General features: G+C 54.9%; 21 protein-coding genes. 13 read left to right on the top strand and 8 right to left on the bottom strand.

Annotated features, from left to right (window positions below; translation table 11 throughout):
• Positions 1-22 precede the first annotated feature (22 nt).
• Together GRAN_RS21280 and poxB are read left to right on the top strand one after the other, a co-directional pair.
• Positions 23-538 (top strand): Dps family protein, encoded by a 516-nt coding sequence (locus GRAN_RS21280; RefSeq protein ID WP_128915011.1) that lies wholly within the window; start codon positions 23-25, stop codon positions 536-538.
• A gap of 213 nt (positions 539-751) precedes the next feature.
• On the top strand, positions 752-2,494 hold the full coding sequence (gene poxB, locus GRAN_RS21285) for a ubiquinone-dependent pyruvate dehydrogenase (RefSeq protein ID WP_128915012.1): 1,743 nt from the start codon (positions 752-754) through the stop codon (positions 2,492-2,494).
• Positions 2,495-2,817: 323 nt separating this feature from the next.
• Here the strand turns inward: poxB and GRAN_RS21290 are convergent, their stop codons facing one another.
• From GRAN_RS21290 to GRAN_RS21305, 4 genes are all read right to left on the bottom strand, one after another.
• The gene (locus GRAN_RS21290) at positions 2,818-3,291 is read right to left on the bottom strand and encodes an SRPBCC family protein (protein ID WP_128915013.1); all 474 of its coding nucleotides are present in this window, start codon (positions 3,289-3,291) and stop codon (positions 2,818-2,820) included.
• 102 nt (positions 3,292-3,393) lie between these two features.
• Positions 3,394-5,007, bottom strand: coding sequence for an MFS transporter (locus GRAN_RS21295; RefSeq protein WP_128915014.1), 1,614 nt, complete (start codon positions 5,005-5,007; stop codon positions 3,394-3,396).
• Between the two features lie 97 nt (positions 5,008-5,104).
• Complete coding sequence (locus GRAN_RS21300) at positions 5,105-6,106, bottom strand: alpha/beta fold hydrolase (protein ID WP_206662815.1); 1,002 nt, start codon at positions 6,104-6,106, stop codon at positions 5,105-5,107.
• A gap of 152 nt (positions 6,107-6,258) precedes the next feature.
• Positions 6,259-7,044, bottom strand: coding sequence for an alpha/beta hydrolase (locus GRAN_RS21305; protein ID WP_128915016.1), 786 nt, complete (start codon positions 7,042-7,044; stop codon positions 6,259-6,261).
• Positions 7,045-7,307: 263 nt separating this feature from the next.
• Between GRAN_RS21305 and GRAN_RS21310 the strand changes: the two genes are divergently transcribed.
• From GRAN_RS21310 to GRAN_RS21325, 4 genes are all read left to right on the top strand, one after another.
• Complete coding sequence (locus GRAN_RS21310; protein ID WP_128915017.1) at positions 7,308-7,736, top strand: OsmC family peroxiredoxin; 429 nt, start codon at positions 7,308-7,310, stop codon at positions 7,734-7,736.
• A 173-nt stretch (positions 7,737-7,909) separates the two neighbouring features.
• Complete coding sequence (locus tag GRAN_RS21315; protein WP_206662816.1) at positions 7,910-8,710, top strand: SDR family NAD(P)-dependent oxidoreductase; 801 nt, start codon at positions 7,910-7,912, stop codon at positions 8,708-8,710.
• Between the two features lie 355 nt (positions 8,711-9,065).
• Complete coding sequence (locus GRAN_RS21320) at positions 9,066-10,250, top strand: TolC family protein (protein ID WP_161571088.1); 1,185 nt, start codon at positions 9,066-9,068, stop codon at positions 10,248-10,250.
• Positions 10,250-11,440: an HlyD family secretion protein gene (locus GRAN_RS21325; protein WP_128915020.1), complete on the top strand. Its 1,191-nt coding sequence runs from the start codon at positions 10,250-10,252 to the stop codon at positions 11,438-11,440. The genes GRAN_RS21320 and GRAN_RS21325 overlap by 1 nt, the downstream gene beginning before the upstream one ends.
• Before the next feature lie 9 nt (positions 11,441-11,449).
• Here the strand turns inward: GRAN_RS21325 and GRAN_RS21330 are convergent, their stop codons facing one another.
• Positions 11,450-12,118, bottom strand: coding sequence for a winged helix-turn-helix transcriptional regulator (locus tag GRAN_RS21330; RefSeq protein WP_128915021.1), 669 nt, complete (start codon positions 12,116-12,118; stop codon positions 11,450-11,452).
• A gap of 514 nt (positions 12,119-12,632) precedes the next feature.
• Here GRAN_RS21330 and GRAN_RS27125 point away from each other — a divergent pair.
• The 4 genes from GRAN_RS27125 to GRAN_RS27130 all read left to right on the top strand — a co-directional run bounded on the left by GRAN_RS27125 (position 12,633) and on the right by GRAN_RS27130 (position 16,563).
• The gene (locus tag GRAN_RS27125; RefSeq protein WP_421800870.1) at positions 12,633-12,863 is read left to right on the top strand and encodes a winged helix-turn-helix transcriptional regulator; all 231 of its coding nucleotides are present in this window, start codon (positions 12,633-12,635) and stop codon (positions 12,861-12,863) included.
• 189 nt (positions 12,864-13,052) lie between these two features.
• Positions 13,053-14,432: an NAD-dependent succinate-semialdehyde dehydrogenase gene (locus GRAN_RS21340; protein WP_241655055.1), complete on the top strand. Its 1,380-nt coding sequence runs from the start codon at positions 13,053-13,055 to the stop codon at positions 14,430-14,432.
• Positions 14,433-14,495: 63 nt separating this feature from the next.
• A complete protein-coding gene (locus GRAN_RS21345; protein ID WP_128915022.1) occupies positions 14,496-16,127 on the top strand; it encodes an FAD-dependent oxidoreductase in 1,632 nt (543 codons plus the stop codon).
• 88 nt (positions 16,128-16,215) lie between these two features.
• On the top strand, positions 16,216-16,563 hold the full coding sequence (locus GRAN_RS27130) for a helix-turn-helix transcriptional regulator (protein WP_128915023.1): 348 nt from the start codon (positions 16,216-16,218) through the stop codon (positions 16,561-16,563).
• 48 nt (positions 16,564-16,611) lie between these two features.
• On the opposite strand, the gene GRAN_RS21355 is transcribed toward GRAN_RS27130, so the two are convergent.
• The 3 genes from GRAN_RS21355 to GRAN_RS21365 all read right to left on the bottom strand — a co-directional run bounded on the left by GRAN_RS21355 (position 16,612) and on the right by GRAN_RS21365 (position 19,361).
• On the bottom strand, positions 16,612-17,478 hold the full coding sequence (locus GRAN_RS21355; protein ID WP_128915024.1) for an NAD(P)H-dependent oxidoreductase: 867 nt from the start codon (positions 17,476-17,478) through the stop codon (positions 16,612-16,614).
• A 105-nt stretch (positions 17,479-17,583) separates the two neighbouring features.
• A complete protein-coding gene (locus tag GRAN_RS21360) occupies positions 17,584-18,273 on the bottom strand; it encodes a type 1 glutamine amidotransferase domain-containing protein (RefSeq protein WP_161571091.1) in 690 nt (229 codons plus the stop codon).
• 341 nt (positions 18,274-18,614) lie between these two features.
• Positions 18,615-19,361, bottom strand: coding sequence for an SDR family NAD(P)-dependent oxidoreductase (locus tag GRAN_RS21365; RefSeq protein WP_128915026.1), 747 nt, complete (start codon positions 19,359-19,361; stop codon positions 18,615-18,617).
• 214 nt (positions 19,362-19,575) lie between these two features.
• Between GRAN_RS21365 and GRAN_RS21370 the strand changes: the two genes are divergently transcribed.
• From GRAN_RS21370 to GRAN_RS21380, 3 genes are all read left to right on the top strand, one after another.
• Positions 19,576-20,262 (top strand): type 1 glutamine amidotransferase domain-containing protein, encoded by a 687-nt coding sequence (locus GRAN_RS21370; RefSeq protein WP_161571092.1) that lies wholly within the window; start codon positions 19,576-19,578, stop codon positions 20,260-20,262.
• Between the two features lie 151 nt (positions 20,263-20,413).
• Positions 20,414-22,984, top strand: coding sequence for an FdhF/YdeP family oxidoreductase (locus GRAN_RS21375; RefSeq protein ID WP_241655056.1), 2,571 nt, complete (start codon positions 20,414-20,416; stop codon positions 22,982-22,984).
• Positions 22,981-23,973 carry an NADPH:quinone reductase gene (locus GRAN_RS21380; protein ID WP_128915028.1) on the top strand — a complete coding sequence of 331 codons (993 nt, stop codon included), beginning with the start codon at positions 22,981-22,983 and terminating at the stop codon, positions 23,971-23,973. Before GRAN_RS21375 ends, GRAN_RS21380 begins: the two co-directional genes overlap by 4 nt.
• Positions 23,974-24,025 lie beyond the last annotated feature (52 nt).

Consider the following 24,025-nt stretch of genomic DNA (forward strand, 5'->3'; position numbering starts at 1 on the left):
TCATGATGAAAGGACCGATGAGATGACGACAAGGACAGAGCTGATCGAACGCCAGAAGGCCCCGCTCGCTGTACCATCCGATCTCGACAAAGAATCGGTTGTTGAAATTACAGATGCACTGAACGTCCTCCTCGCGGACGTGTTTACTCTCTATCTAAAGACCAAGAATTTTCACTGGCATATGAGTGGACCCCACTTCCGCGATTACCATCTCTTGCTAGACGATCACGGCGACCAGTTGTTTGCCATCACAGATGATGTAGCGGAGCGCGTGCGGAAACTTGGTGGCACAACGATCCGGTCCATTGGTCAGATTGCTCGCCTTAGCCGGCTTTCTGATAATGACGTTGAGTACGTCACGCCAAAGAATATGCTGAGTGAGTTGCATGAAGATGAGAAGAATCTCGTTTTGGCGATGCGCGCGGTTCACGCATTGTGCGATGAGGCCGGGGATCTCGCTACAGCGAGTTTGCTAGAGAACTTCATCGACGACTCGCAGCGACGCGGTTGGTTCCTGTTCGAAGCGACCCGGAGCTAGGTGCTGATTCGGGGTGACGGGTCAGGTTCAGCTGCATCAAAGTTCGAGGTCGACCTTGGCCGGTTATCATCGAGTGTCGCACGATGAAATAGGATCTATTCGTGTCAAAGATCGTCCGGAAATCCGCCGGCGGCTTCGGCATATTGAACATATGCAGACGTAGCATCGTTACTTCACCCTTACTCGCCCGCCTTCTCGAGGAAAACATTTTTTATGCCGAAGTCCACAATCGCCAACATCATCGTCGAAACCCTTGCGAACATCGGTGTGCGTCGCGTCTACGGTGTCCCCGGCGATTCGCTCAACGCCATCACCGACTCGATCCGGACCCACCCATCGATTGACTGGGTTCACACTCGCAATGAGGAAGCTGCCGCCTTCGCCGCTGGTGCAGATGCACACCTTACCGGCACCCTCGCCGTCTGCGCGGGCTCCTGCGGCCCCGGCAACACCCATCTCATCAATGGTCTCTATGACTGCCAGCGCAGCCGTGTCCCCGTCCTAGCTATTGCCGCTCAGATCCCTACCAGGGAGATTGGCAGCGACTACTTCCAAGAGACGAAACCGGACCATATCTTCAAGGATTGCAGCTTTTATTGCGAGACCATCTCTCATCCGAGCCAAATGCCTCGCGTTCTTGAGATCGCCATTCGCACCGCCATTGCGAAGCAGGGTGTAGCGGTAATCATTCTCTCCGGGGACACGGCTCTCGAAGAAGCGGTCCTTGCTCGGATTCCACTTGCCCTCGAGGCCGTAAAGCCACTGCAGCCCATCGTCACTCCGGAGCCAGCTGTCCTGTCACTCGCAGCTCAGATGATCTCTGCCGCGTCCCGGATCACGATCCTCGGCGGTGCCGGTTGCGCTGAAGCACACAGCGAGTTGCTTGCCCTCGCAGAGGCCACGAAGGCCCCGATCGTTCATGCGCTCCGCGGCAAAGAATACATAGACTACGACAATCCGTACGATGTCGGAATGACGGGACTCATTGGCTTCACTTCTGGGCATTACGCCATGCAGCACTGTGATCTTTTGCTCATGGTCGGCACAGACTTCCCTTACACCCCTTTCTTCCCATCAGATGCCAAGGTTATTCAGATCGATCTTCGTGGTGAGCACATCGGTCGACGAACTTCGGTCGACCTCGGCCTCGTCGGCACAGTCCGCGACACTCTCCGTGCTCTGATTCCGCTGCTAGCGATCAAGACTGACGCGACTCATCTCGAGCATGCTCAATCTCACTTCAAGCAAGCGCGCAAAGGGCTCGACGAACTGGCGACCGGTGAGCCCGGAAAGCAGATCATCCATCCGCAACACCTGACGGCCATTCTCGACAAACTCGCCTCACCCGACGCCGTGTTCACCTGCGATGTTGGTACGCCAACCGTTTGGGCTGCTCGATATCTCCGCATGAATGGGCAGCGACGCCTTATCGGTTCGTTCAATCATGGCTCCATGGCCAATGCGTTGCCGCAGGCCATCGGTGCCCAGATGGCTTTCCCGAATCGCCAAGTCATTTCCATGTCAGGGGATGGAGGACTCGCTATGCTCATGGGCGAGATGCTCTCTCTCAAGCAGCTCAACGCTCCTGTCAAAATCATTGTTTTTCAGAACAACGCCCTCAGCTTCGTCGAACTTGAAATGAAAGCAGTGGGGATCATCAGCTTCGGCACCGATCTCGTCAATCCCGACTTTGCAAAATTAGCCGACGCCTGTGGCATTTTTGCCCGCAACGTCGACTCTCCCGACGAGCTCGAATCCGCCGTAGCGGCGGCTCTTGCGCATCCGGGTCCAGCGCTGGTTGCCGTCCAGGTGGCGAAGCAAGAACTCTCCATGCCTCCAACCATCTCTCTCGAGCAAGCCAAAGGCTTCGGGCTATATATGGTCAAGGCGATCCTAAATCACCGCGGCGATGAACTCGTGGATCTCGCGGAAACCAACCTCCGCGCCTTCATCTAGAGTCTTCTCGACCTATTCATCTTGATTCTCCGGTTCGCATCATTAAAAAGGTGTTTCCGGAGAATGGAAGGTCGAAGCAGGCTTGGTCAATCACTTTGTCCGATCGTGATATTTAGGTTGTGGTATCACCACAGCCTAAACTAGCGCCTTCATGGTGGAGGGCTTCGACAGATTTGGCAAAGGTCGGATCACTCTCCTCTTCGATTAGCTTTCAGATTATGAAGTGGCGTGATGCTTGAGTCAGCGATACTCGTTCGTGAGGTGGCATCTCTCTAGTAGTGCCAGTGATGAACGTCGGATGAGGCGATCGAAGATGGACGCGCCTATTCGGCGATGCCGTCTGAAGAAATATCGTTCTCAGCTGCCAGCTTCATGGCATCTGCCGCGCCTTGAAAGCGCTGGCTTATTCGCTGAACCTGGGCCGCTCTTTCGTTTTCCTGCAACTTCGTCTGATCGTAGACGATTGAGTAAGTAAGGCGACACGAATCGGTGCCGTCCGCCGCCAGCGACACACAGCCATGATAGGTGAGATGAGCCATGGGCCCAGAAATTTGCGCGTATGAGTAGGAATACTCGCTTTGTCCCACCATCACCTCGAGGATTGAGTTCGCGACCTTGCGAACACCGCCGAGTCCGTCGACGTCCGAGATGAGTTCACAGGCTATATTCAGGAACGTCCCGGCATCATCAAACCCACCGATCCTTTGCCAAGCGCCGGCGATGGGGCGACGTATATGGCAGTTGCAGGTGATGACTACGAAGTCTGATGGCGTCAGTTTTGTGTCGATATTTTCCATGAGAGAGTCTCCAACAACGGGTGTGATTGCCTCAGATGCGAGTGTGGAGCCATGACTGTGGGAAACTTCACGGCCGTGAGAGCGTAAACGCAAGATCCTGCTTCAGGCAGGCTCTTGCGCCCGGGCGGTTGAAAGTTGGGGTGCAAGAGGAATCGTTTGGGGTGCGCCCGAAGGCAACGCGGGCTTCAGGGAGGGAAGCAATGGGATCACTAACAGTGAGAGACCTGCGAGGACACCCATAACGTTGAAGATGTCGGCGAAAGACAGGACTAGACTCTGCTTTCTCACCAAGAGCTCCAGTCCCTTTAGCGCTTCTGGTGAGAAGTCCAAGCTCTGAGAGACAAGTGGAAGGCTACGACCAAAGAATCCCTCCAACAACCGGCCGGAGTGCAGTGCGGAACGTCGATCGATCATGACAATTGCCAGCGTCACCCCGACTGATGTTCCGAATTGTCGAAGGCCGTAAAAGATGGCTCGTGCACTCGAGGTCTCTTGCTCAATTACCAGGGCAAAGGCCGCACCCCCAAGGCTGCTCGTCGAGAAGGCGATAAAAACACCGTTTAGGAAGAGTGGTATCCAAAGAACGTAGTCGGGCGTATCCGGCGTCAGGAAGTGGCCGAACATAAACTCAGAGGTCATTGAGGTAAGAAATGCCGTGGCAATGATTGACCGGCTTCCCAGCCGTTTTATGAGGGGTTGGCCGTATCGAAACAGGAGCACAGCGATCGCCGCTCCGGCCGAACTAACACCGAGCAGTACTCCAGTTTGTAGCGCTGAATGAGACTCCACGGTTCGCAGGTACTGGGGAATCACATAGAGGCTACCGGAGAGCAGTATTCCTAGTACAAAACTGACGGTCCCACCTGCGTAGACAGTCCTCTCCTTCATGTAGTGGAGGTCGAGAAGAGGCGCTTTGTTCCAGGAAGAAAGCTGCCACAGCACGAACATCGTATTTCCGACGACGCCCAAGACAAAGGAGGTTCCTATAAAAGTTGATCCGAACCAGTCGTCAATGGCACCCCTGCTCAACGCGGTCTGGAGTGCTGCCGCGCCAACGGCCAAGAAGATGATGCCCTTGAAATCGATTGCCTCGCCAGTGTTGTCGGCCTGTCTCCAATAGTCGGGAGTGAATCCGAGGAACAAGCCGGCTGCGACGAATGAGAACAGGGCGGGAAAGACAAACTCCAGCCGCCAAGTGATGCTGTCGGCAAGCCAACCCGATACGATGTAGGAAACGATACGGCCAACGATCATGATCTCTATGAAAAAAGAGACTGCGACCGCGGCACGGTGTTCGAGTTCGATGCGTTGAGTGAAAAATACGAAGGTTCGCACAAGAAATGCACCGCCTGCGAAACCCTGTATCGCGCGGAATAGAAGAAAAACTGGCAGATTCGGGCTCAGGGCACATCCGATCGACGCGAGTCCATACAAAACCGAACAGGTCGCAAGATATTTCCGGTTGCCGAAGAACACGGACAGGCGGTGCGACAATGCCACACCCACGGCAAAGGCGGTCGTGTATATCGTAAGGGCCCAACTCGCCTCATCGCTTGACGCGCCAAGCGTGCCTCCGAGGTCCGTAAGCGTCAAGCTGACGCTCGCGGTTGTCCAGTATTCGGCACAGACGGCGAAGGTGAGTGCCAAGAGGGTCGCTGAGCGCTGCCAGCGCACGCTCTGGGCAGTTGTCTCCTGCGTGTCCATAGTTGTGTTCAATTGGATCCTCCAATCAGATCCTTTTCATCGGTCATCAGCGTCATTGTTCTGATGAACAACGCGAAAGCACGTCGGTGACCGCTGTAGGAGCGAGAATCTAGGGCTTCAGAAACTTATCTAGAAATCCCAGAAGTTCCAGCGGCTTTTCCTCAGCTATGAAATGGCCACTACCGGCCACACGAACCGTCAGAGATCCAGGAGCCTTCAAGTCGAGTAGCGCTTTGAGCCGAGTGTAAGACGGGCCGCCAACCCCCAGGACCGGCATGGACAGTGTTTGATACGAGGCGTAGTCCTTGATGTCTTGATCGAACGCCTGGTACCAGGCGTTACTCGCGCGAATCGAGTCTCGGCTCGAGTAGGCCGCCGCATACACCGCTCGGTCTTTGGGCGTAATAGAACTCTCGTCCTTCAGCATGTAATGAAAGAACCATTCTTGCTCCAGCCCAGCCCGGCCCTCAAGCAATTGCTCTGGCAATCCCTTCACCTGATGAAATGCAAACCACCAGAAATAGGGGTGATCGTCGTCAACCTTTTCCCCAAAAGTTCCGGGAGAGGGCAAGAGGGCGAGGGAGAGGTAAGCCGGAGATGGGTGTGAGCTGTCAAGCATGACCAACTTTTCCACTTGGTCAGGGTGATTCTCTGCCAGACTGAACGCGACCATGGCTCCAATGTCGTGGCCAACCACAATTGCCTTGTCGTACTGAAGCTTTACGAGCAATTGCGCGATGTCGTTGGCCATCGTCTTCTTGTCGTAACCATCGGCAGGCCGGCTTGAGCTGCCCATGCCTCTCAAGTCTATCGATAGCACCCGATGATCCTTTGCCAGCCTGGGCATGATCTTGCGGTACGCCCACCAGGTCTCGGGCCACCCCGGGAGTAGGAGGATGGGAGACCCGTGACCGCCTGCAACATAGTGGAGCCGGACGCCATTCACTTCGACGCTTTCATTCTGGAATCCGGGTAGCGTCTTCACGAGATCTGAGTCTGAAATAGCGTTACCGGGAGCGGATTTTTTCAATGTATGTTGAGCGACGCATTGACCGCCCAACGGGAACAGAAGAGTCGCGGCTAGTCCGGCGCGAACAGTTTTTGCAAGCAAGGGATCTTCTCCATAGATGTGAATCGTTGGCTGTTGGGACATCAGCCGGTAAAGGTGAGCCCAAGATGAGAGTTCGTGCTGTTACAGGCCAAAAATGATGAAGAAAAAACGACAATTGAACTCCTATGTACGAATGGGGGGCGAGTTCTCAGCTAGTGCTTCTGCAACTGCCCAGCAGCGTCGATAACCGCGGCTACCTCTTTAGGGTGACTGAGCATCACGACATGCGACGAGGGAACAGTACTCGTCGAGGCTCCGATTCTCACCGCCATCGATCGCTCGGATGTGGGAGCTATCGCGCGATCGTTGGCCGCGATGATGTACCAGGATGGCTTATTCTTCCAGGCCGGGTTGGTGATCAGAGCGCTGAGTGCATCAGCGGATGTAGGCGCTTGCGCCGCTGTCAGAAGGGCAACTTCTTCGAGCGATAGATCCGGGGCTAAATCTCCTTTGATCCCTCGGTCGGTCAACTTCAGAAAACCTTTCGAGTCAGGTCTTAGCTCGTCGCTGGTCGGAGCGGGAGCGGCTTGAGATAGCGAGAGAGCCGACTCCCCCTTATCGGGTGCGAAGGCCGCGACGTAAACCAGTGAGTCAACACGGGGATCGGAACCAGCCTCGGTAATAACCGCCCCTCCGTAGGAATGCCCGACCAAAATTACTGGACCACTTGTTCTGGCTATTTCCCGTCGAACCGTGGCCACATCTCCACAAAATGAAGTCAAGGGAAGTTGAACAGCAACCACGTTGTAGCCCTTTGATTGAAGGATCGGAATCAATTTTGCCCAGCTGCTCCCATCAGCAAAGGCGCCGTGAACCAGAACGACGTTGCTCTTCACGTTTTGGGTGTCGGTTTGCGATCGAACCGTTACAGTCCCAACCGCGAGCGCCAGAGTCAGAAATAGCCGAATAGCTGGGACGCTTAATAGTTTGTTCTTCATTTGTTTTCTCCATGTGTTCTCAACCTCGTTCTTTCCGGAGGAAGGGGAGCAGTTGGATCAGATTACGCTCAAACGCCAGCCGGTTCCTAGTGTCTTCATATAATGAAGATAAATGGCAAAGGACGTCGGATTTAGCAAACCAGCTGCAGATTTTCATAGGCATAATCGCTCAATGCGGACTGTGACCGGCCCGCGCAACGGCGCCCGATCTGACTCAAGGCACGTCGATCTATCAGAGATAGCCAAGGAAGGGAAGTGGTTCTATGAAAGCGGAAGCATATTCAAATTGGATCGGCACCTGGAAAGAGGGAAGCGGTAGCATCGCAACCAAGACCCCTACGGTGAAGCAACAGCCATTTAGTTATGCAAGCCGGTTCGAGGGAGCTCCAGGCGCCAATCCCGAAGAGTTGCTCGCCGCAGCGCATGCTGGTTGTTTCAATCAGGCATTGGCAAACAACTTCGGAATGATCGGTCTGACAGCCGACAGCATTATTACGCGGGTAGAGATCATTGTGGAGCAGGACGAACACAACCGACCTAGCATTGCGCGCTCGCATATTACTGTCGAGGCCAAAGTGGCAGGCGCTTCAGAACAACAGTTCGCTGACTGCTCAGAGCGGGCTCGGGCTCACTGCAGCATATCCCGAATTCTCACGTGTGAGATCACAATGGCTGCGACCTTGCACGGTTAAGTTTGCTGCTTAAGGCTTGACTCTGCTGCATCAGCAAGAGCGGGAGTCTTTTGAAGTTTGACATTTTGAAGGTATGCGCTTCAATATGTGAAGGCACGTGGTTCATGTATGGACTCATGGTGTTTACATTCGAGCGGATAGGGAGTTAGGGAATGGATCTCAGGAACAAAGCAATGCGGGGTACTGCAGTCGTCACTGGAGCCTCCGCAGGATTGGGACGAATTTACGCAGACCGCCTCGCGAGGCGGGGATATGACCTGCTCTTGGTGGCGAGGAGAGCGGATCGCCTTGCGGAGTTGGCCACCGAACTTGAGGCCCAATACCCAATCCGCGCGGAAGTGTTAGTTGCTGATCTTGGGGAGGCCCGCGATCTCGATCGTGTGGCAACACGACTCGGCGAGGACGAGGCCATCACGTGTCTGGTTAATAATGCTGGTACGTCTACTCTTGGGCCGCTATCCGGATCGAAGGCCTCTGATGAGTCTGCAATGATCAACGTGAACGTCACCGCCTTGACCAGGTTGACAGTCGCTGTCTTGGAAAGGTTTCGTAGACTTAGCTCCGGAACGATCGTAAATGTCGGATCAGTTCTCGGCTTTCACAGCCTTCCGATCAGCGCTATCTATAGCGGTACGAAGGGTTACGTGACGAACTTCACCCGCGGCCTACAGGAAGAGCTAGCTGGAACCGGAATCGTCGTTCAGCTTGTCGCTCCGGCAGCAACGGCCACCGATATTTGGGATATTTCAGGAGTTCCTCTATCCAACCTCGATCCCGACACGGTCATGACCGCTGGCGATTGCGTAGACGCGTCGATGGCGGGACTGGCTCTAGGGGAGTCGGTTACGTTGACTTCCGTCGAGGATATTCAGCTATTTTCCGACTACGAGACCGCAAGGCTTAAATTGCTTTCCGCGTCACAGACCAGCCGTCCTGCCTCCCGCTATAACCTCTCCAAGCAAGGGACCGCATAAACAAGTCAAAATGGCCGAGCCTCCTATCCGATCAGTAAATTGGCGACGCGACCCTTGGATACAGCCCTCACAGATGAAGCAAAATATCAAAACGCGGAGCATTTGCCTCTGTTGCGCGCTCTCGCTCGCGGCTGTGGTAGGGCGGGCACAGAGTCAAGGAACGGCCGGGGGGGCGAACTCGATCAATACCCCTCGACCCTTTGACCCAGGATCCAATACTACAAATCCGAGTGCGTTAGCGGTGCAAGCGCAGAACCCCTATCTAGGAAGTGTTCCCACCGGTCCAGTCGTTCCTGGGATTCTCCCGTTGGGGCTTCATGATTCAGTTTTGCGCGCCCTTAGAGCGAATCTTGGTTTGATCGACACAGAGAAGGATCACGCTCAAGCCCGGGCGGCGCGCATGCGAGCTCTCTCTTCGCTATTACCTCAACTGACTGCTGACTCTGCCCAGACGTATCAGAATCTTGTTGAGAACTCCATTGGACTGAACGTCACAACTCCCGCCTACAACTTCCAAACGGCTCATGTAAACATTAGTCAGCGCCTACTGGATGTGCCTGCATCGCACGAGGTTGCCGCGGCCAGGAAGAATGTAGAAGCGAGTTCGGCAGAATTCGCGGATGCTCGCAACATCGTTGTCCTCGCCGCGACCAGCTCTTACCTGCTGGTGGCGGCGGGACAAGTACGATTGGACACCGCAAGGGCACAGCTTGCAACCGCAGTGGCGACTGAACATCTTGTGCGTGATCGGGTGACCCACCAAGTCTCACCCCAGATCGAAGGCATACGAGCGGAGGTTGTTCGACGCTCTGCGGAACAGCGGTTGGCCATCGCTGTCGCTAATTATGAAAAAGACAAGCTAGCGCTTACACGAATCATTGGTCTTCCGCTCGCTCAAGAATTCCGCTTGACAGATGGGCTCACCTACACCCCTGCGCCGGATCAGTCGCTTGATGATTTGACGGCAGTCGTAGAGAACCAGCGTCAAGATATCAGAGCCGCTATTGCGAGAGTGGGCGAGGCGGTTCAGAACGTTAAAGCACAGTCTGCGGAACGGTTACCCACTGTCGATATCAGAGCGAGTGCTGGCGAGACTGGGTTCAACTACTCCCGCAGCATTGCGGATTACCAGGTCGGAGCCCGCATCTCGGTGCCTCTGTTTACAGGCAGGAGAATCGAGTCGGATGTCCTTACCGCTAAGGCGGCTCTAGAGCGGCGAGAAGCCGAACTCGCGGATATTCAAGCACGCGCAATCTACGATGTACGCACCGCGATGTTGGATCTAAAGGCGTCTGAGACGAGTGTCGAAGTTGCTGTCGATAACGTGACACTTGCTCAAGAAGGCCTGAGACAAGCCAGGGACCGTTTTGAAAATGGCGTCACAAACAGCGTCGAACTCGTTCAGGCACAACAGGACGTTGCTGAAGCGGAAGATAACCGCATCGCGAGTATTTATTCGCACTCCTTGGCAAAACTGATGCTCATCCGGGCGACTGGGACCGCCGAAGCTAACTATCTCACGTACCTTGGAGTTCGGTAATGGCCGCTCAGGACTCACCCAACCAAACGTCGCTTCCTCGCCGTCTCATCGTCGGCAGCCTTGTCGCAATCGCAATTCTGGCCCTCGCCGTGTGGTTCATCGCGCCCGGTAGTGTCAGCACCAATGATGCGCAGATCGATGGCCATATCCATCCGTTGAACGCCCGTGTGTCGGGAACAATCGTATGGGTGAATCCGATCGTGGATGATACTCATTTCGTCAAAGCAGGTACAGTTCTGGCGAGACTTGACTCAAATGACTACGAACCCACGGTCGACCGACTTCAAGGCGATGTCCAGTCGACAGAAGCCCAGTTGAGTTCGGCCAAGCTGAACGTTGACATCTCAGAAGCGACCTCGGTCAGCCGGCTCTCTGTTGCAAAGGCGGCTGTCGACGAAGCGCAGGCCGAAAAAGACACCGCCGAGGCGCAATCTCTAGCTGCTGCAGCTGCAGTAACGCAAAGCAATGCTGTGTTCAAAAGGGCAGAGGACGACCGCAAACGATACCTCGCGTTGTTTGAGAGCCACGAGATCTCCCAATCCGAATACGATCAGAGGGCGACCGAGGCGGCGACGGCCGAAGCCCAGTTAAGGGCTGCGGAGGCTAATCTGTCGGCCGCCCGCCAGCATATCGCTTCGGCAGCCCAACGCATTACGGAGAGAAAAAGTGATGTTTTGGCGGCGCAGACTGCGCCGCAACAGATTGCATCCGCTCGGGCAAACGTGTTGCGCGTCAACGGAGATCTCAGAAAGACGAAGGCGTCGTTGAAGGATGCGGTGCTCAATTTGAGCTATACCGAGATTGTCGCGCCCGTCGACGGAGTGATCGGACGTAAACAAATAGAGGTCGGCCAGAGGATCTCGGCCGGCAGTCTTATTCTCACCCTCACACCCCCCGATGAGATCTGGGCGATCGCAAATTTCAAAGAGACGCAGCTTCAACGTATGAAAATAGGGCAGACTGCAACAATCCACATCGACTCATCTGGTGAAGACTTGTCCGGAACCGTAGAAAGTCTTGGGGGAGCGACTGGGGCCAAATACGCCTTGCTCCCGCCGGAAAATGCCACGGGCAACTACGTAAAAGTTGTGCAGCGAGTGCCGGTGCGGGTCCGAATATCGAGTGGGAGGCAGCGAACCTCGTTAGTTCCCGGAATGTCCATTGAAGTTCGCGTGGATACCCGTCTTTGAACGACCAAGTCAGGCGCTTCGCTTGGCCTTTGAGGACTTTTTGGTGGCGGCCTTTCGAGCAGCGATCGTGGACGTCGCGACCTTACGGCTGGCCGATTTCTTGCTTACGGTCTTGGAGGTTGGCACCTTTTTCGCGGATTTAGCCGTAGCCGCGGATTTGGCGAGGCGTGCCGGCGAAAGCTTCTTCGCAGCGTAAAACGCAGCAGCGTTGGCTTCCCGCTCGGCCCTCCATGCTTCACTCATCACCGACGTCGTGTTCGCGAAGCTGAAGGATTCGCCGGTCGGGTTATGCCATGTTCCGTCAATCGCCTTCCCGGTCCTCTTATCCGTTATCGCGACGGCTGCCGCCCCCTTGCCGTCGGACCCCCCCCAACGCAGATCCCAATTGCGAAGAGAGAGGATGACGGCGTCCAGATCTCTTCCTTTATCCGTCGCGAAGTATTCATGTCGAAGCGGCCGAGCGCTGTAGACCCTTCGCTCAATGATCTTGTCTTCTTCAAGGCGCTTGAGGCGGTTGGCGAGAAGGTGAGATGACATTCCCGTCTGCGCCTGGATCTCTTCGAACCGACGCACCTTAAGGCTAATTTCCCGCATGATAAGCAACGTCCAACGGTCTCCAACTACGGAGAGAGAACGCGCTATGTTGCAAAAACTCTCGGAAGTGCTTCCCCAGCTCATTGATAGCCCTCTGTTGGGAAGCTTGCGCGGACGAGCATCTTCCTTTTAAGCAGTTCCCTCCTTTTAGTATACTTCCGCCCCCTCTTTCGGGGGGGCGAAGGCTTTTCGAAGGCAAGGATTGGCACCGGATAGTGCAGGCTGCACGGAGGCGACTTGGCTAACAGAAGGAAGGGGTTCAGGTATTCATTGCGTATGAAAGATTGCCGTAATGCGGCAGGATCATTTAAATTGCGCTCCGGCATACGGCAAGCGCATCCTCTATAGTGTGACTGTGCCTTCCAAAAAAAGAGACACTAAGAAAGCCAAGTTAGGAGAGTCTTCGGCAACCTCGAAGGACCACTTGGAAGCGAGGCGTTTTGCAAATAGCCTCCGACAGATCATCGACAGGCACGCTCTGCTGATCATGCGGGAACTGAGCATGAATGTAAGGCGATTCCAGGATATCGATGCCCAAACTAAAATCGGGTCTCCTCTACTCAGTTCACGATTGAGGCGACTTTAACGCGATGGCATTATCGAGCGTCGCTTGTACAGTGAGCACCCCCTGCGCTACGAATATTTTGCAACAGCAAAGGGAAGGGACCTCGACGCTGTCCTTTTTGCAGCCGGGAACTGGAACATCAAGTGGGGTGATCTGGTGGACCCATCTTTCACTATCTATCAGAAGACATCGGGGAAAAGACTCAGCGCATATCCGCGCAACAACAACGCCCTTCCGAAGAGCTCTGAAGAGTCTGACAGATAAAAAGACGCTTTGCGGCACTTTTGGGCAGATTAGCGCCCCCCCGAAAGAAGGTTGACGCCGGTTACGCGAAAACTTCATAATTTGAAGTAACAGTAGCCGAGCGTTGCGGCGAGATGCACAACAGCAGCCATCATCTCGGATTTTGGCGTTCTCCCTTGGATCGTCTGGTTAAATTCACCTAGACCGCCCTTGAAAGATGTTCATATGACGTATCAATCGATCAACCCCAGCACCGAAGAGATCCTCGCCACCTTTGATAGCCACACAGACCATGAACTCGAGGCAATCATAACCACAGCCCACGAGACTTATCATGTCTGGCGGTCAAAGCCGATTGCGGAACGGGCCTCATTGATCTCTCGGGCCGCCGAGATCCTGCGACAAGATAGGGAGCTATTTGCCTCGTTTGCCACACAAGAGATGGGCAAGCTTCATGGCGAAGCTCTTGTTGAGGTTGACCTCTGCGCGGATATTTTGGATTACTACGCGACGAATGCTGTGTCCTTTCTCTCTCCTAAGAAGATTGAAGTTGCCAATGTAGAGGCGATCGTGGAGACGGAGCCGCTGGGTGTTCTGTTTTGCGTTGAGCCCTGGAACTTTCCCTACTACCAGCTAGCCCGCGTCGCAGGTCCGAATTTGATGGCGGGAAACACCCTGATCGTCAAACATTCGCCGAACGTTCCCCAATGCGCGCTCGCCTTCGAAAAACTATTCATTGACGCAGGCGCTCCTCTTGGTACTTATTCGAATGTTTTCCTGTCGAACGAACAGGCCGCCTCGGCGATCTCAGATGCACGCGTGCGAGGGGTGGCTCTCACGGGCAGTGAGCGGGCGGGTTCCGCAGTCGCTGCCGAAGCCGGGAAGGCGCTCAAGAAAAGCACAATGGAGCTGGGCGGAAGCGATGCCTTCATCGTCCTTGAGGACGCAGATCTCAATCAGGCGATTGAATGGGCGATCAAAGGCCGATTTCATAATGCTGGGCAGTCGTGCATCGCAGCCAAGAGATTCGTCTTGGTTGATGACATTGCGGCAGAGTTTCTCTATCGCTTCACTTCGGCGGCCATGAAGCTGAGAGTTGGCGATGCATCAGATGCATCCAGTTCCATGGCCCCTCTCTGCTCAAAGGCTGCATTGGACCAAGTGGAACATCAAATCAAGGATGCCGTGGCCGCGGGAGCCGTCATTGCACTCGGAGGAAAACGAGTAGATCGCCCTGGATTTTTCCTTGAACCGACGATCCTGACCAACGTTGGCCCTGATAATCCGGCCTACACTCAAGAGTTTTTCGCACCTGTAGCGCTCGTCTTCCAGGTCGCAGATGAAGCCGAGGCTATTCGCCTGGCCAACGACTCTCCGTACGGATTGGGCGGTTCCGTTTTTACACGCGATGTCGAGCGCGCTAAGCGTGTCGCCCGGGCCCTGGATACGGGGATGGTTTACATCAACCAGATCCCAATGTCGGCTCCCGAGTTACCGTTTGGCGGCGTAAAGAATTCTGGTTTTGGCCGCGAACTCTCTGATTTAGGTATCGGCGAATTCGTCAACAGGAAGTTGATTCGAGTTCATTAGCAATTTCGGTCTCGCGTAAGGGGCCTGTGATTTTGAACGATCAACCGAATTGGAGGTGTTTACATGATTAGCGCAGGAGATCTTGTTAAGGTTCCTTTGTTTGACTGTCTCAGCGAATCTCAACGCGAGAGGCTTGCAGCGAATGTGGCGGAACTTAATGTCGAGGCTGGTGAGTGGATCATTCGAGAGGGCGAGACTCCGTCCTTCCTGGTTCTGCTTGAAGGTGCGGTCGACGTTGAAAAGGAGTACGGCGGAGCAAGCAAGGTTAGAGGTAGTTACAAGCCCGGGGATTTTTATGGGGAAACTCCTATACTTCTGGATGCACCTACTATCGCTTCGCTCCGTGCTACCGAACCCTCTCGCTTGGTGCGGCTCGACCGTAATCAATTCAAGGAGCTGATCGATTCGTCGCCGAAGTGCACAAATCTAGTTGTGCAGACCATGACGAAGCGGTTGGCGTCCATCCGCGAATACATGCGCGAGAACAATCCTCTGCGGGTTCTTGTAGTCGGTTCTCAGTACAACGACGATTGCCGGGAGATCAGGGCGTTTCTCGCGTTGAACCGAATCCCATATGAGTGGGTTGATGGAGAGAAAGATCCCGACAGAATTCCGGTTGACAGGCCTGCCAGAGCAGGCGGCGCGTTTGTGGTTGTTGACAACTCTGTCTTTGTCCATGATCCCCTCACGGTGAGAAAAGTTGCCGATGCACTAGGCATTGCCACGAAGCCCCACAGGACTGAATACGACGTCGTTGTCATCGGTGGGGGGCCAGCGGGACTAGCGGCCGCTGTATATGGTGCGTCGGAGGGGCTGAACGTTCTATTGGTAGAGAAGAACGCAACGGGTGGTCAAGCAGGTACTTCGTCGAGGATCGAAAACTATTTGGGCTTTCCGAACGGCATCTCGGGTGACGAACTTGCCTCTCGGGCTCTCAAACAGGCGACTCGCTTTGGAGCGGATATCGTGATGACGCGCCGGGTTGAGACCTTCTCCCCGTGCGCTTCGGGATATACCGTTTCGTTGGAGGGTGATCTCAAAATCGATACAAAAGCAATAGTCATTGCCACCGGAGTACAGTGGCGACGCCTCCAGGCGAAGGGCCTAGAGGAGTTCACTGGCAAGGGTGTCCTGTACGGTGCCGCGCGAACCGAGGCTCCAACAGTGGTTGGCAAGCATGTGTTCATTGTGGGAGGTGGCAACTCCGCTGGGCAGGCAGCCATGTTCTTTTCGAGTTACGCGAAAGCGGTAACTCTGCTGATTCGCGGTGCTGGGTTGGAATCCTCGATGTCACAGTACCTGATCGACCAGCTGGCGAGAAGAGCCAACATCAGCGTTGAGGCCAATACTCAGGTGGCAGCGGTCGGTGGAGGCGAATGTCTCTTGACGATTCAGACTACCCAGGCGGGTGTCACTCAAGAGCGCGAAGCCGGGGCTCTGTTCGTAATGATCGGCGCCAATGCCGACGCAAAGTGGCTCCCAAGGGAATTACAACGGGACTCAAAAGGTTTCATTTGTACCGGCCGGGATCTTCGGTCATTTCCTTCAGATCGTGCGCCCTATTCTCTCGAGACAAGTCTCCCCGGCGTGTTTTGCGTCGGAGACGTCCGAGCGGATTCGATCAAACGAGTGTCAAGTGCAGTAGGGGAGGGAAGCATGGCTATTGCATTCATTCATCAGTTCCTGGCCTGTTAGATGTTCATTGGGATTTGAGGGAAAACAAATTAGCAAAAGAGGGACGTCTTCAGTGCGATGCTTTGCCGTTAGCTCGGACAGATCGTAGTTGCACTGGCTCTCTTCGTCTTATGGGTGTCTGCCGCGTGCCATCTCGCTCTCTCGTAGAAGGCATGAAGCCTTCAAAACTACATTCGGGGTTTCCGCCCATCATTGGGTCTTAGATAAACGTATCGAGCACGCGAAGGTCCTGATGAGTCACTCGATGCTCCCTTTGCCGGACGTGGCTTACCAAACGGGATTCTCGAGCCAGTCGACTCTCACACGGGCGTTCCAACGACGCGTCGGGGAGAGCCCAGGTCAGTGGCGGAGGAACGCCGGGCCACTATCTGGCCCGACCATGTCGCTCTCATCAGTCCCTATGCAGCACGGTAGTCGTCATACAAGAACGGTTTAGCCCAATACCCGGCGGCCTCCTGTCGATCTCTACGCCAACTCTCTCAACCTAGGGTTTCTCTATGTCACGTGATGTGGGCGGTATGTGGCGAGGTGTGTAGTCCCCGGATACACCTAACCACGTGTTCGATATGAAAGCGGGATGGTGTTGATGAAGTGCGTGCCCACGCATCTCCGGGTTGATATGTGATTTCAGAACCTGAACATCGTCGTAGTCTCCGCCATTTTGCATAATGAACGGGATTGGATCCGCGTCCGCCATGTTGAGCACTCGCTCCAGGTAGTGCTCTGTCAGCGCCTCTACTGTTGACGGATCGACCCTGCCAACTTCATAGAAGATTGTGGGCGGAACAACATCAAATCCAGGGTAGTACAGGACACCATGATGAATCGGCCACAACAGATCATCGATGCTCCCATTAACTCCGCGGGGACCATAGTGAGCCATCCGACCGCCCACCATCATCGCGACCATGGCACGTTTGCCTTTCATGATTCCTTCACCAAACCGGTCTCCCCAATGGCCGCCGCCATGCTTGCCCCGGCCATAGGCGAAGCCGAAAGCATACACCCGGTCGAACCACCCTTTGAGGATTGCCGGCATACCATACCACCAAAGAGGAAACTGTAGGATCACGGCATCGGCCCACAGTAGTTTCCTTTGCTCCTCCGTAATATCAGAAGACTGTTTCCCTTCTGCGTAAGCCTCTCGAGACGCCTTCGAGTAATAGAGAGTCTCGTTTGGATCGTTCTCAGGAAAGTCGTCTCTGTCTGCCACAGCTTTCCAGCCCATGGCATATAAATCGGAAACAATCACTTCATGACCAGCAGCCTCAAGCGACTCAACCGCACGGTCCTTCAGGTAGCCGGAGAATGATTTTGGTTCGGGGTGGGCATAGACGATCAGGTAATTCATCGCGGCTCCTTGCATTGCGCGTCGAGTGGTTGGGGTGCGACTTCAAGGGCGGTGGGGCATCGTGCATGAGAGCACACGATGCCGTTTCAGCATTGAGCTGCGGGCTCACTTCGCGATGTGTACGGGATTGTGTCCTGTCAAGAGGTGATGAAAGGCTAAAGTGTATTCCGAAGCAGATTGCTGATTCTGTCCCGTAATCATTCTGCCGTCTACCTGGACCCGAACACCCCATGGCTCCACATGGCTGAACGTGGCGCCAACCTTCTCTAACACCGGTTGAGGATAGTTCGGAATGAAGTCTTTGCCGTAGAGCTTTTCCGCCTCCAAATCCTCCGCCAGCGAGAATCCCGTGACCTGGCGCCCGTTGATTCGGTTTGGGGTGTTGCCAAGAGCAATCACTCCGTGACAGATGGCGCCCACAAGCTGGCCCTTTGCGAAGAAGTGTTCGAGTACGCGGCCTACTTGTTCACTCGGGAAGAGATCTACTGCAGCACCGATCCCACCAACTACGTGAACAGCGTCATACGCGTCCAAATCGAGAGACGAAAGAGTCAGTGTGTTCTCCACTTTGGCTACCAAGGTCTTGTCGGAGAGGAATCCCTTGCTCATGAGATCATTCGGCTCCCACGACTTCGCAAAGTATGGATCGCTCTCCGCCGCCTTCGTGGTGGCTCCTCCTTTCAGGCTAGCAATGTCTATATCGATGCCGCGTTCGCTAAGAAGAAAGTAGGGATGGGTGAGTTCAGAGAGCCAGTAGCCAAGTCTTGCGTTGGTAATGATGAAGAGGACTTTCATGATTTCTCCTGTGTCTGTTGATTGATTGTTTGGCATGGACAAAAGGCTTCGCTTGCTAGGACGACGCCGTCCAGGGCTCGAGAACAACCTTGCCCGTCGTCTTGCGGCGTTCAGGAAGACCATGGGCCTCGACCACTTTGACAGCCTTCCGTTCAATACGTGGTCGACGATCTCCTCCAGGCCCTGCCGGATCATCTCAGGTCGCTGAAAATACCCTCCGATATAGAAGCCGACGATCGACTGGTTGGCACCACAACGTTTTGGTCGTTATGTTTTGTCCCATGCCTATCTGTCTCTGCGTCACATCTGACTTTTAATCGGAAGCAGTCGGAGGCCGCCCGCTACTCTCCGCCCGCTACCAGAATCAGTTCACCGCTGATCCAGCGGGCGTCCTCTGAGGCGAGGAACACGACTGGAAGGGCCACATCGTCGGGCTCTCCCATGCGGCCCAGCGGAGTCAGCGCGACGTAGTGCTTCTGCATCGGACTGTCCGCGAGGCCGCCGGCAATGAAGCCCTCGGTCGTGATCACTCCCGGATTCAAGGAATTGACCCGGATCTTACGGGGTCCGAGTTCCTTTGAGAGGACCTTCGTGATCGCATCAACGGCAGCCTTACTTGCGGAAGAAATGATGGAGTTGGCGGGGGCCACCGAGTTGACGCGAGAGCCGATGTTGATGATGCTTCCTCCTTCCTTTGGAAAGTAGGGGAGGGCAGCCTTCGTCGTGAGAATTAGGCCCAGGACATTGAGGTTGTGTTCGTGATGGTACTTTTCGGCGGTGAACTGCTCGATGGGGCCGAACGCGTACACTCCGGCGTTGTTGACCAAAATATCGACCCTGCCGTAGACCTCTTTTGTCTTTTCGAACAGTTTGGCGATCTCCGGTTCATTCGAAACGTCAGCGCCCACTGCTATTGCTTGACCGCCAGCGGCCAAAATGGAAGACACAACCTCGTCGGCGCCTTCCTTGCTCGTGTGATAGTTCACCACGACCGAAGCTCCTTCGGCTGCTAAGCATCTGGCGGAAGCTGCACCAATTCCTTTTGACGCTCCTGTAACAACGGCGATCTTGCCTTCCAGCTTCCTCATTGTTGTAGTGCCTTCCATTGTTGAAGTATGTAGTCTAGCGATCTGATGCGCGTGGCCGGGCAACGATTTCGGAAAACGTTCCACCAGGGGAAATAAGAAAAGTGCGCTTCTTGACAATGCAGGCGCATGTCTTCAATATATGAAGCTGCATTATCTCTTGTGCTTAGGCGCTAGGGATCAATGCGTGATGGCATTCGAGGCGACTGGAGAAGACATGAGGATTTTGGCCATTTCAACGAGTGTGGCGCAGGGGCTGTGGCTTGCCGAACTCACTCATCCTTACTGGCATTTCATCGAGCGGCACATGGAAGTGGATATCGCCAGCCCGAAGGGTGGAAAGTTGAGCATCCTGAACCTTAGCGATCCATACGATCCCAACTCCCAGGAAGCCGAGGATATCGTCAGCAAGGGTTTCTTGTCGGATAAGGCACTCGTCTACAAGATGGAGACGACGATACCTTTGGCCGAATTGGATTTGACCCGTTATGACGGTGTTCACATCGCAGGCGGTGGAGGAGCAGCCGTCGATCTCTTTCCGAGTTCTGAGATGACGGTGGTCCTCGAGCATTTCTTCTCAAGGGGAAAGGTAGTCGGAGCGATATGCCATGGGGCGATTTCGCTTGCGAACACGCCGGATCGGATCCGAGGCCGTCACGTTACAGGCTTTTCTTTGGAGGAAGATCAGGAGTTGGAGAAATCCTTCGGGAAAGACTTCCTTCCGAACTATCCCCAGCCGACGTTGGAGAAGGCGGGTGCCATCTTCTCCTGTGCGGCCCCGAAGGGTCTTCGGGTCGTTATCGACGGGAGATTGATTACGGGACAGAGTCAATTCTCTGCCTCCGAATATGCTTTGCAATTCATCGGCCTACTCACGGGTACAAGTCCGGTGGTTGTCGTATAGGCGACTAAGCAAGACTCTATGGATTACTTCGAGCAGGACGGATCTGTCCTGCTCATTTCGAACAAATTGAACCGGCCGCACGTAAGCGCGGATTACCCGACAGGCGAACTGATTCGAGCAATCGTTCAATTCGTAAGGGACGGGAGGGTACGTGTCCAAGGAATTAGAAACAAGCGTCATCCAAGGCGATGAACAAAGCCGGGATGGGCACTACCGACCCAAAGAGAGTTTGCGGCAGCAGAGCGCGAGTGGTAAAGCGAGGAGTGAGATTGCGGATGCATCCTTTGACGCTCTGGCAGTTGGCGCGCAAAACCCAATCGAGCTCGAAGGGACCAAAATAGGCAAAGCCTATCAAGAGGCGGCCGGGATTCCAGCCGTTTTGAACACGGCGAAGTATGGAATTGGAGAGATGGGGGCGTTCGCAGCAGCCCGGACACTGCTCAAAATCAATCAAGCTTCAGGATTTGATTGCCAGAGCTGCGCTTGGCCTAGCCCTGACGTGAAGAGAAAGATCTTTGAGTTCTGTGAAAACGGAGTGAAGGCCTTATCGGACGAACTCACTACCAAGAGGGTCGATCGGTATTTCTTCCGCGAACACTCCATCGAGCAACTGGCAGCGCGTTCCGACTATTGGTTGAACAAGCAAGGCCGGCTTACCGAACCCATGTTCCGCAGAGCTGGTGCAACCCACTACGAGGCGATCTCTTGGGATGACGCATTCCAGGTTCTTTCGAAGGAGCTCAACTCCCTGGAATCCCCAAACCAGGCCGCTTTTTACACCTCCGGCAAGACGACAAACGAGCCAGCCTTCTTGCTTCAGCTCTTCGCAAGGCAATTCGGTACTAACAACCTTCCGGATTGTTCCAATATGTGCCACGAGTCTTCGGGCGTTTCAATGGTGGAAAGTCTCGGCATTGGAAAGGGAACTGTCACCCTGGAGGACTTCGAGCACTGTGATCTCATCTTGGTTCTCGGTAACAACCCGGGGACAAATCATCCCAGGATGTTGACCTCGCTTGAAGAGGCGAAGCGCAAGGGGGCCAAGATTATTGCTGTCAACCCCCTGCCGGAGACGGGTTTGATGCGCGTGGTCAACCCTAACCCACAGGACTATCCGAATCTGCTGAAATTCCCGTTCAAGATCCTGGGTGACGGCGCTGCTCTGGCTGATCTGCATCTTCCGGTGCGGATTAATGGGGACGTTGCGGCAATAAAGGCCATCCTGAAGTTTCTCTTCGAGGAGGAGCGCGCGGGGCGCCAATCCGGCATCGACCACAAGTTCGTGGAGAAATATACAGAGCACTACGAAGCTGTACGGGAAGACGCAGAACTGGCGTCTTGGGACATGTTGCTCGAGTCCAGCGGCCTGACGATGGAAGAAGTCCGAGAGGCTGGTCGCCTCTGTGCTGAATCGAAAGGGACGATCTGTTGTTGGGCTACAGGCCTAACCCAGCAGCCCAATGGGGTCGACAACGTCGCTATGGTGGTAAACCTTCTCCTTGTCGGAGGGCATCTGGGAAGGCCAGGAGCCGGGACATGTTGCGTGCGTGGGCACTCCAATGTGCAGGGTGATCGAACCATGGGTGTTTGGGAAAGGCCTACCCAGGCGTTCTTGGATGCTCTCGCAAAAGAGTTCTCCTTCACTCCTCCCTCGAAGTGGGGGCTCGACACAGTCGAGACGCTTCACGCGATGCACGACGGAGATGTGAGGGTTTTTTTTGCAGTCAGTGGGAACTTTCTATCCAATACGCCGGATACGGCCTATGCTGCTCATGCGATCACGCGATGCCGGTTGACAGCCCACGTCTCGACGAAGCTCAACCGTTCGCACCTCATCACCGGTGAGCAGGCCCTCATCCTGCCTTGTTTAGGGCGAGCCGAGAGGGACATTCAGATCTCAGGGATACAGTTTGTCACCACCGAAGACTCCATGGGAATTGTCAACGCCTCAACGGGGAAAGAAATACCAGCGTCCGTCCATCTGTTGAGCGATGTCGCGATCGTTGCCCGTTTGGCCGATGCCACTCTGGGGACGGACGGACCCGTTCGTTGGCTTGCATTTGAACAGGACTACTCCCTGATCCGTGATTCGATTTCACGAGTGATCCCCGGGTTCGAGAACTTCAACGAACGCATTGTCAAGGAACGTCATTTATATCTGCCCAACGCTGCTCGCGAACTCATCTTCAAGACGGAGTCCGCAAAAGCGCAGTTCACTGTGTGTCCCGTTCCGGACGACTCGCTAGATCCCGACCAATTGATCCTTATGACGATGCGGAGCCACGACCAATACAATTCGACGATTTATGGCCTCAATGACCGGTATCGCGGCGTCTATGGCGGAAGGCGTGTGATCTTTCTCAACCCCTCCGATATGGAACGTCGCCATCTGCAGGCAGGTGACCTCGTGGATATTCACTCCCACTTTGAAGGTGAGTTGCGGAAAGCAGAGGCGTTTGCGGTCGTTCCGTACACGATTCCTCCCAAGTGCGCTGCCGCTTATTATCCCGAGACAAACGTTCTGGTTCCCATTCGAAGCGTGGCGGCTAAGAGCAATCAGCCTGCATATAAGAGGATTGTGATTTCACTTCACCCATCCCGACATACAGAACGGGTTGATCTGTCCGCTTCTGGGATCCACGCCAACTTGACACGTCCTGTTCCTGCATGGAGCACCGCTCAGCGACGGACTCGGAATGAGTACTTGAAGGAGCTTACTTGAAAGCAGCTTGGTATACGAGAAACGGAAGCGCAAGGGAAGTCTTGCAACTGGGAGAGTTGAAGAAACCTGTTGCCGCGCCGGGACAAGTGCTTGTTCGTGTCCACGCCATCGGCATCAATCCGTCCGATTCAAAGGCGCGGGCCGGGACGGCCCTACCCGCAGGTGTGGAGCGCATCGTCCCTCATCAAGATGGTGCTGGAGTGATCGAGGCTGTGGGAGATAGCGTGTCTACGTCCAGGGTGGGCGAGAGGGTATGGATTTTCGAGGCTTTGCACTCGGGCGGAACGGGCTGCGCTGCGGAGTATGTGGCCGTTCCGAGCGCTAATGCCGTTCCTCTTCCTGACGGCATCCCGTTCGAGGTTGGAGCGTGTCTGGGCGTACCCGCCCTCACAGCCCACCGCTGCGTCTACGCGGATGGTCCGGTGTCCGGCCTCAAACTTTTGGTCACTGGGGGCGCCGGCTCAGTTGGCGCACACGCCATTCAGTTCGCTAAATCCGGAGGTGCCTCTGTGTTCACCACCATAAGCAACGATAAACAAGCTGCAATTGCTGAAGCTGCCGGCGCCGATCTGATCATTGACCGGACCAAAGAGGATCAGGTGGCTCGTCTCCAGGAGGCTACGGGAGCCTCGAGTGAACGAAGCGTCGACCGTGTGATCGACGTTGCATTTGGAGTGAACCTGGGCACAACGATGAAGGTCTTGAAAGAGAACGGAGTGATTGCGACCTACAGTTCTGACGCGAAGCCGGAACCGACCCTCTCATTCTTCCCCCTGCTCCGACTTGCCGCCACGATCCGATTCATCTTCGTGTACAACATGAGCGCTGAGGCCCACCGTCAGGCTGTAGAGGCGACGAACATAGGACTCCAAGAGGGTTGGCTCCAGACCACAATTGCAGCCCGTTTCCCTCTTGACCAGATCGTTGAAGCTCATGAGCTATCAGAGTCGGGAAAGAGCACTGGAAAAGTCGTGATCCTCCTGGACTGATCCTTGTGCTAAGAGGACCAGTCTGCCGCAATCTCACCTGTTAGGAGGAAAC

It is taken from the genome of Granulicella sibirica, assembly GCF_004115155.1.
In the GTDB taxonomy this organism is placed as follows: Bacteria; Acidobacteriota; Terriglobia; order Terriglobales; family Acidobacteriaceae; genus Edaphobacter; species Edaphobacter sibiricus.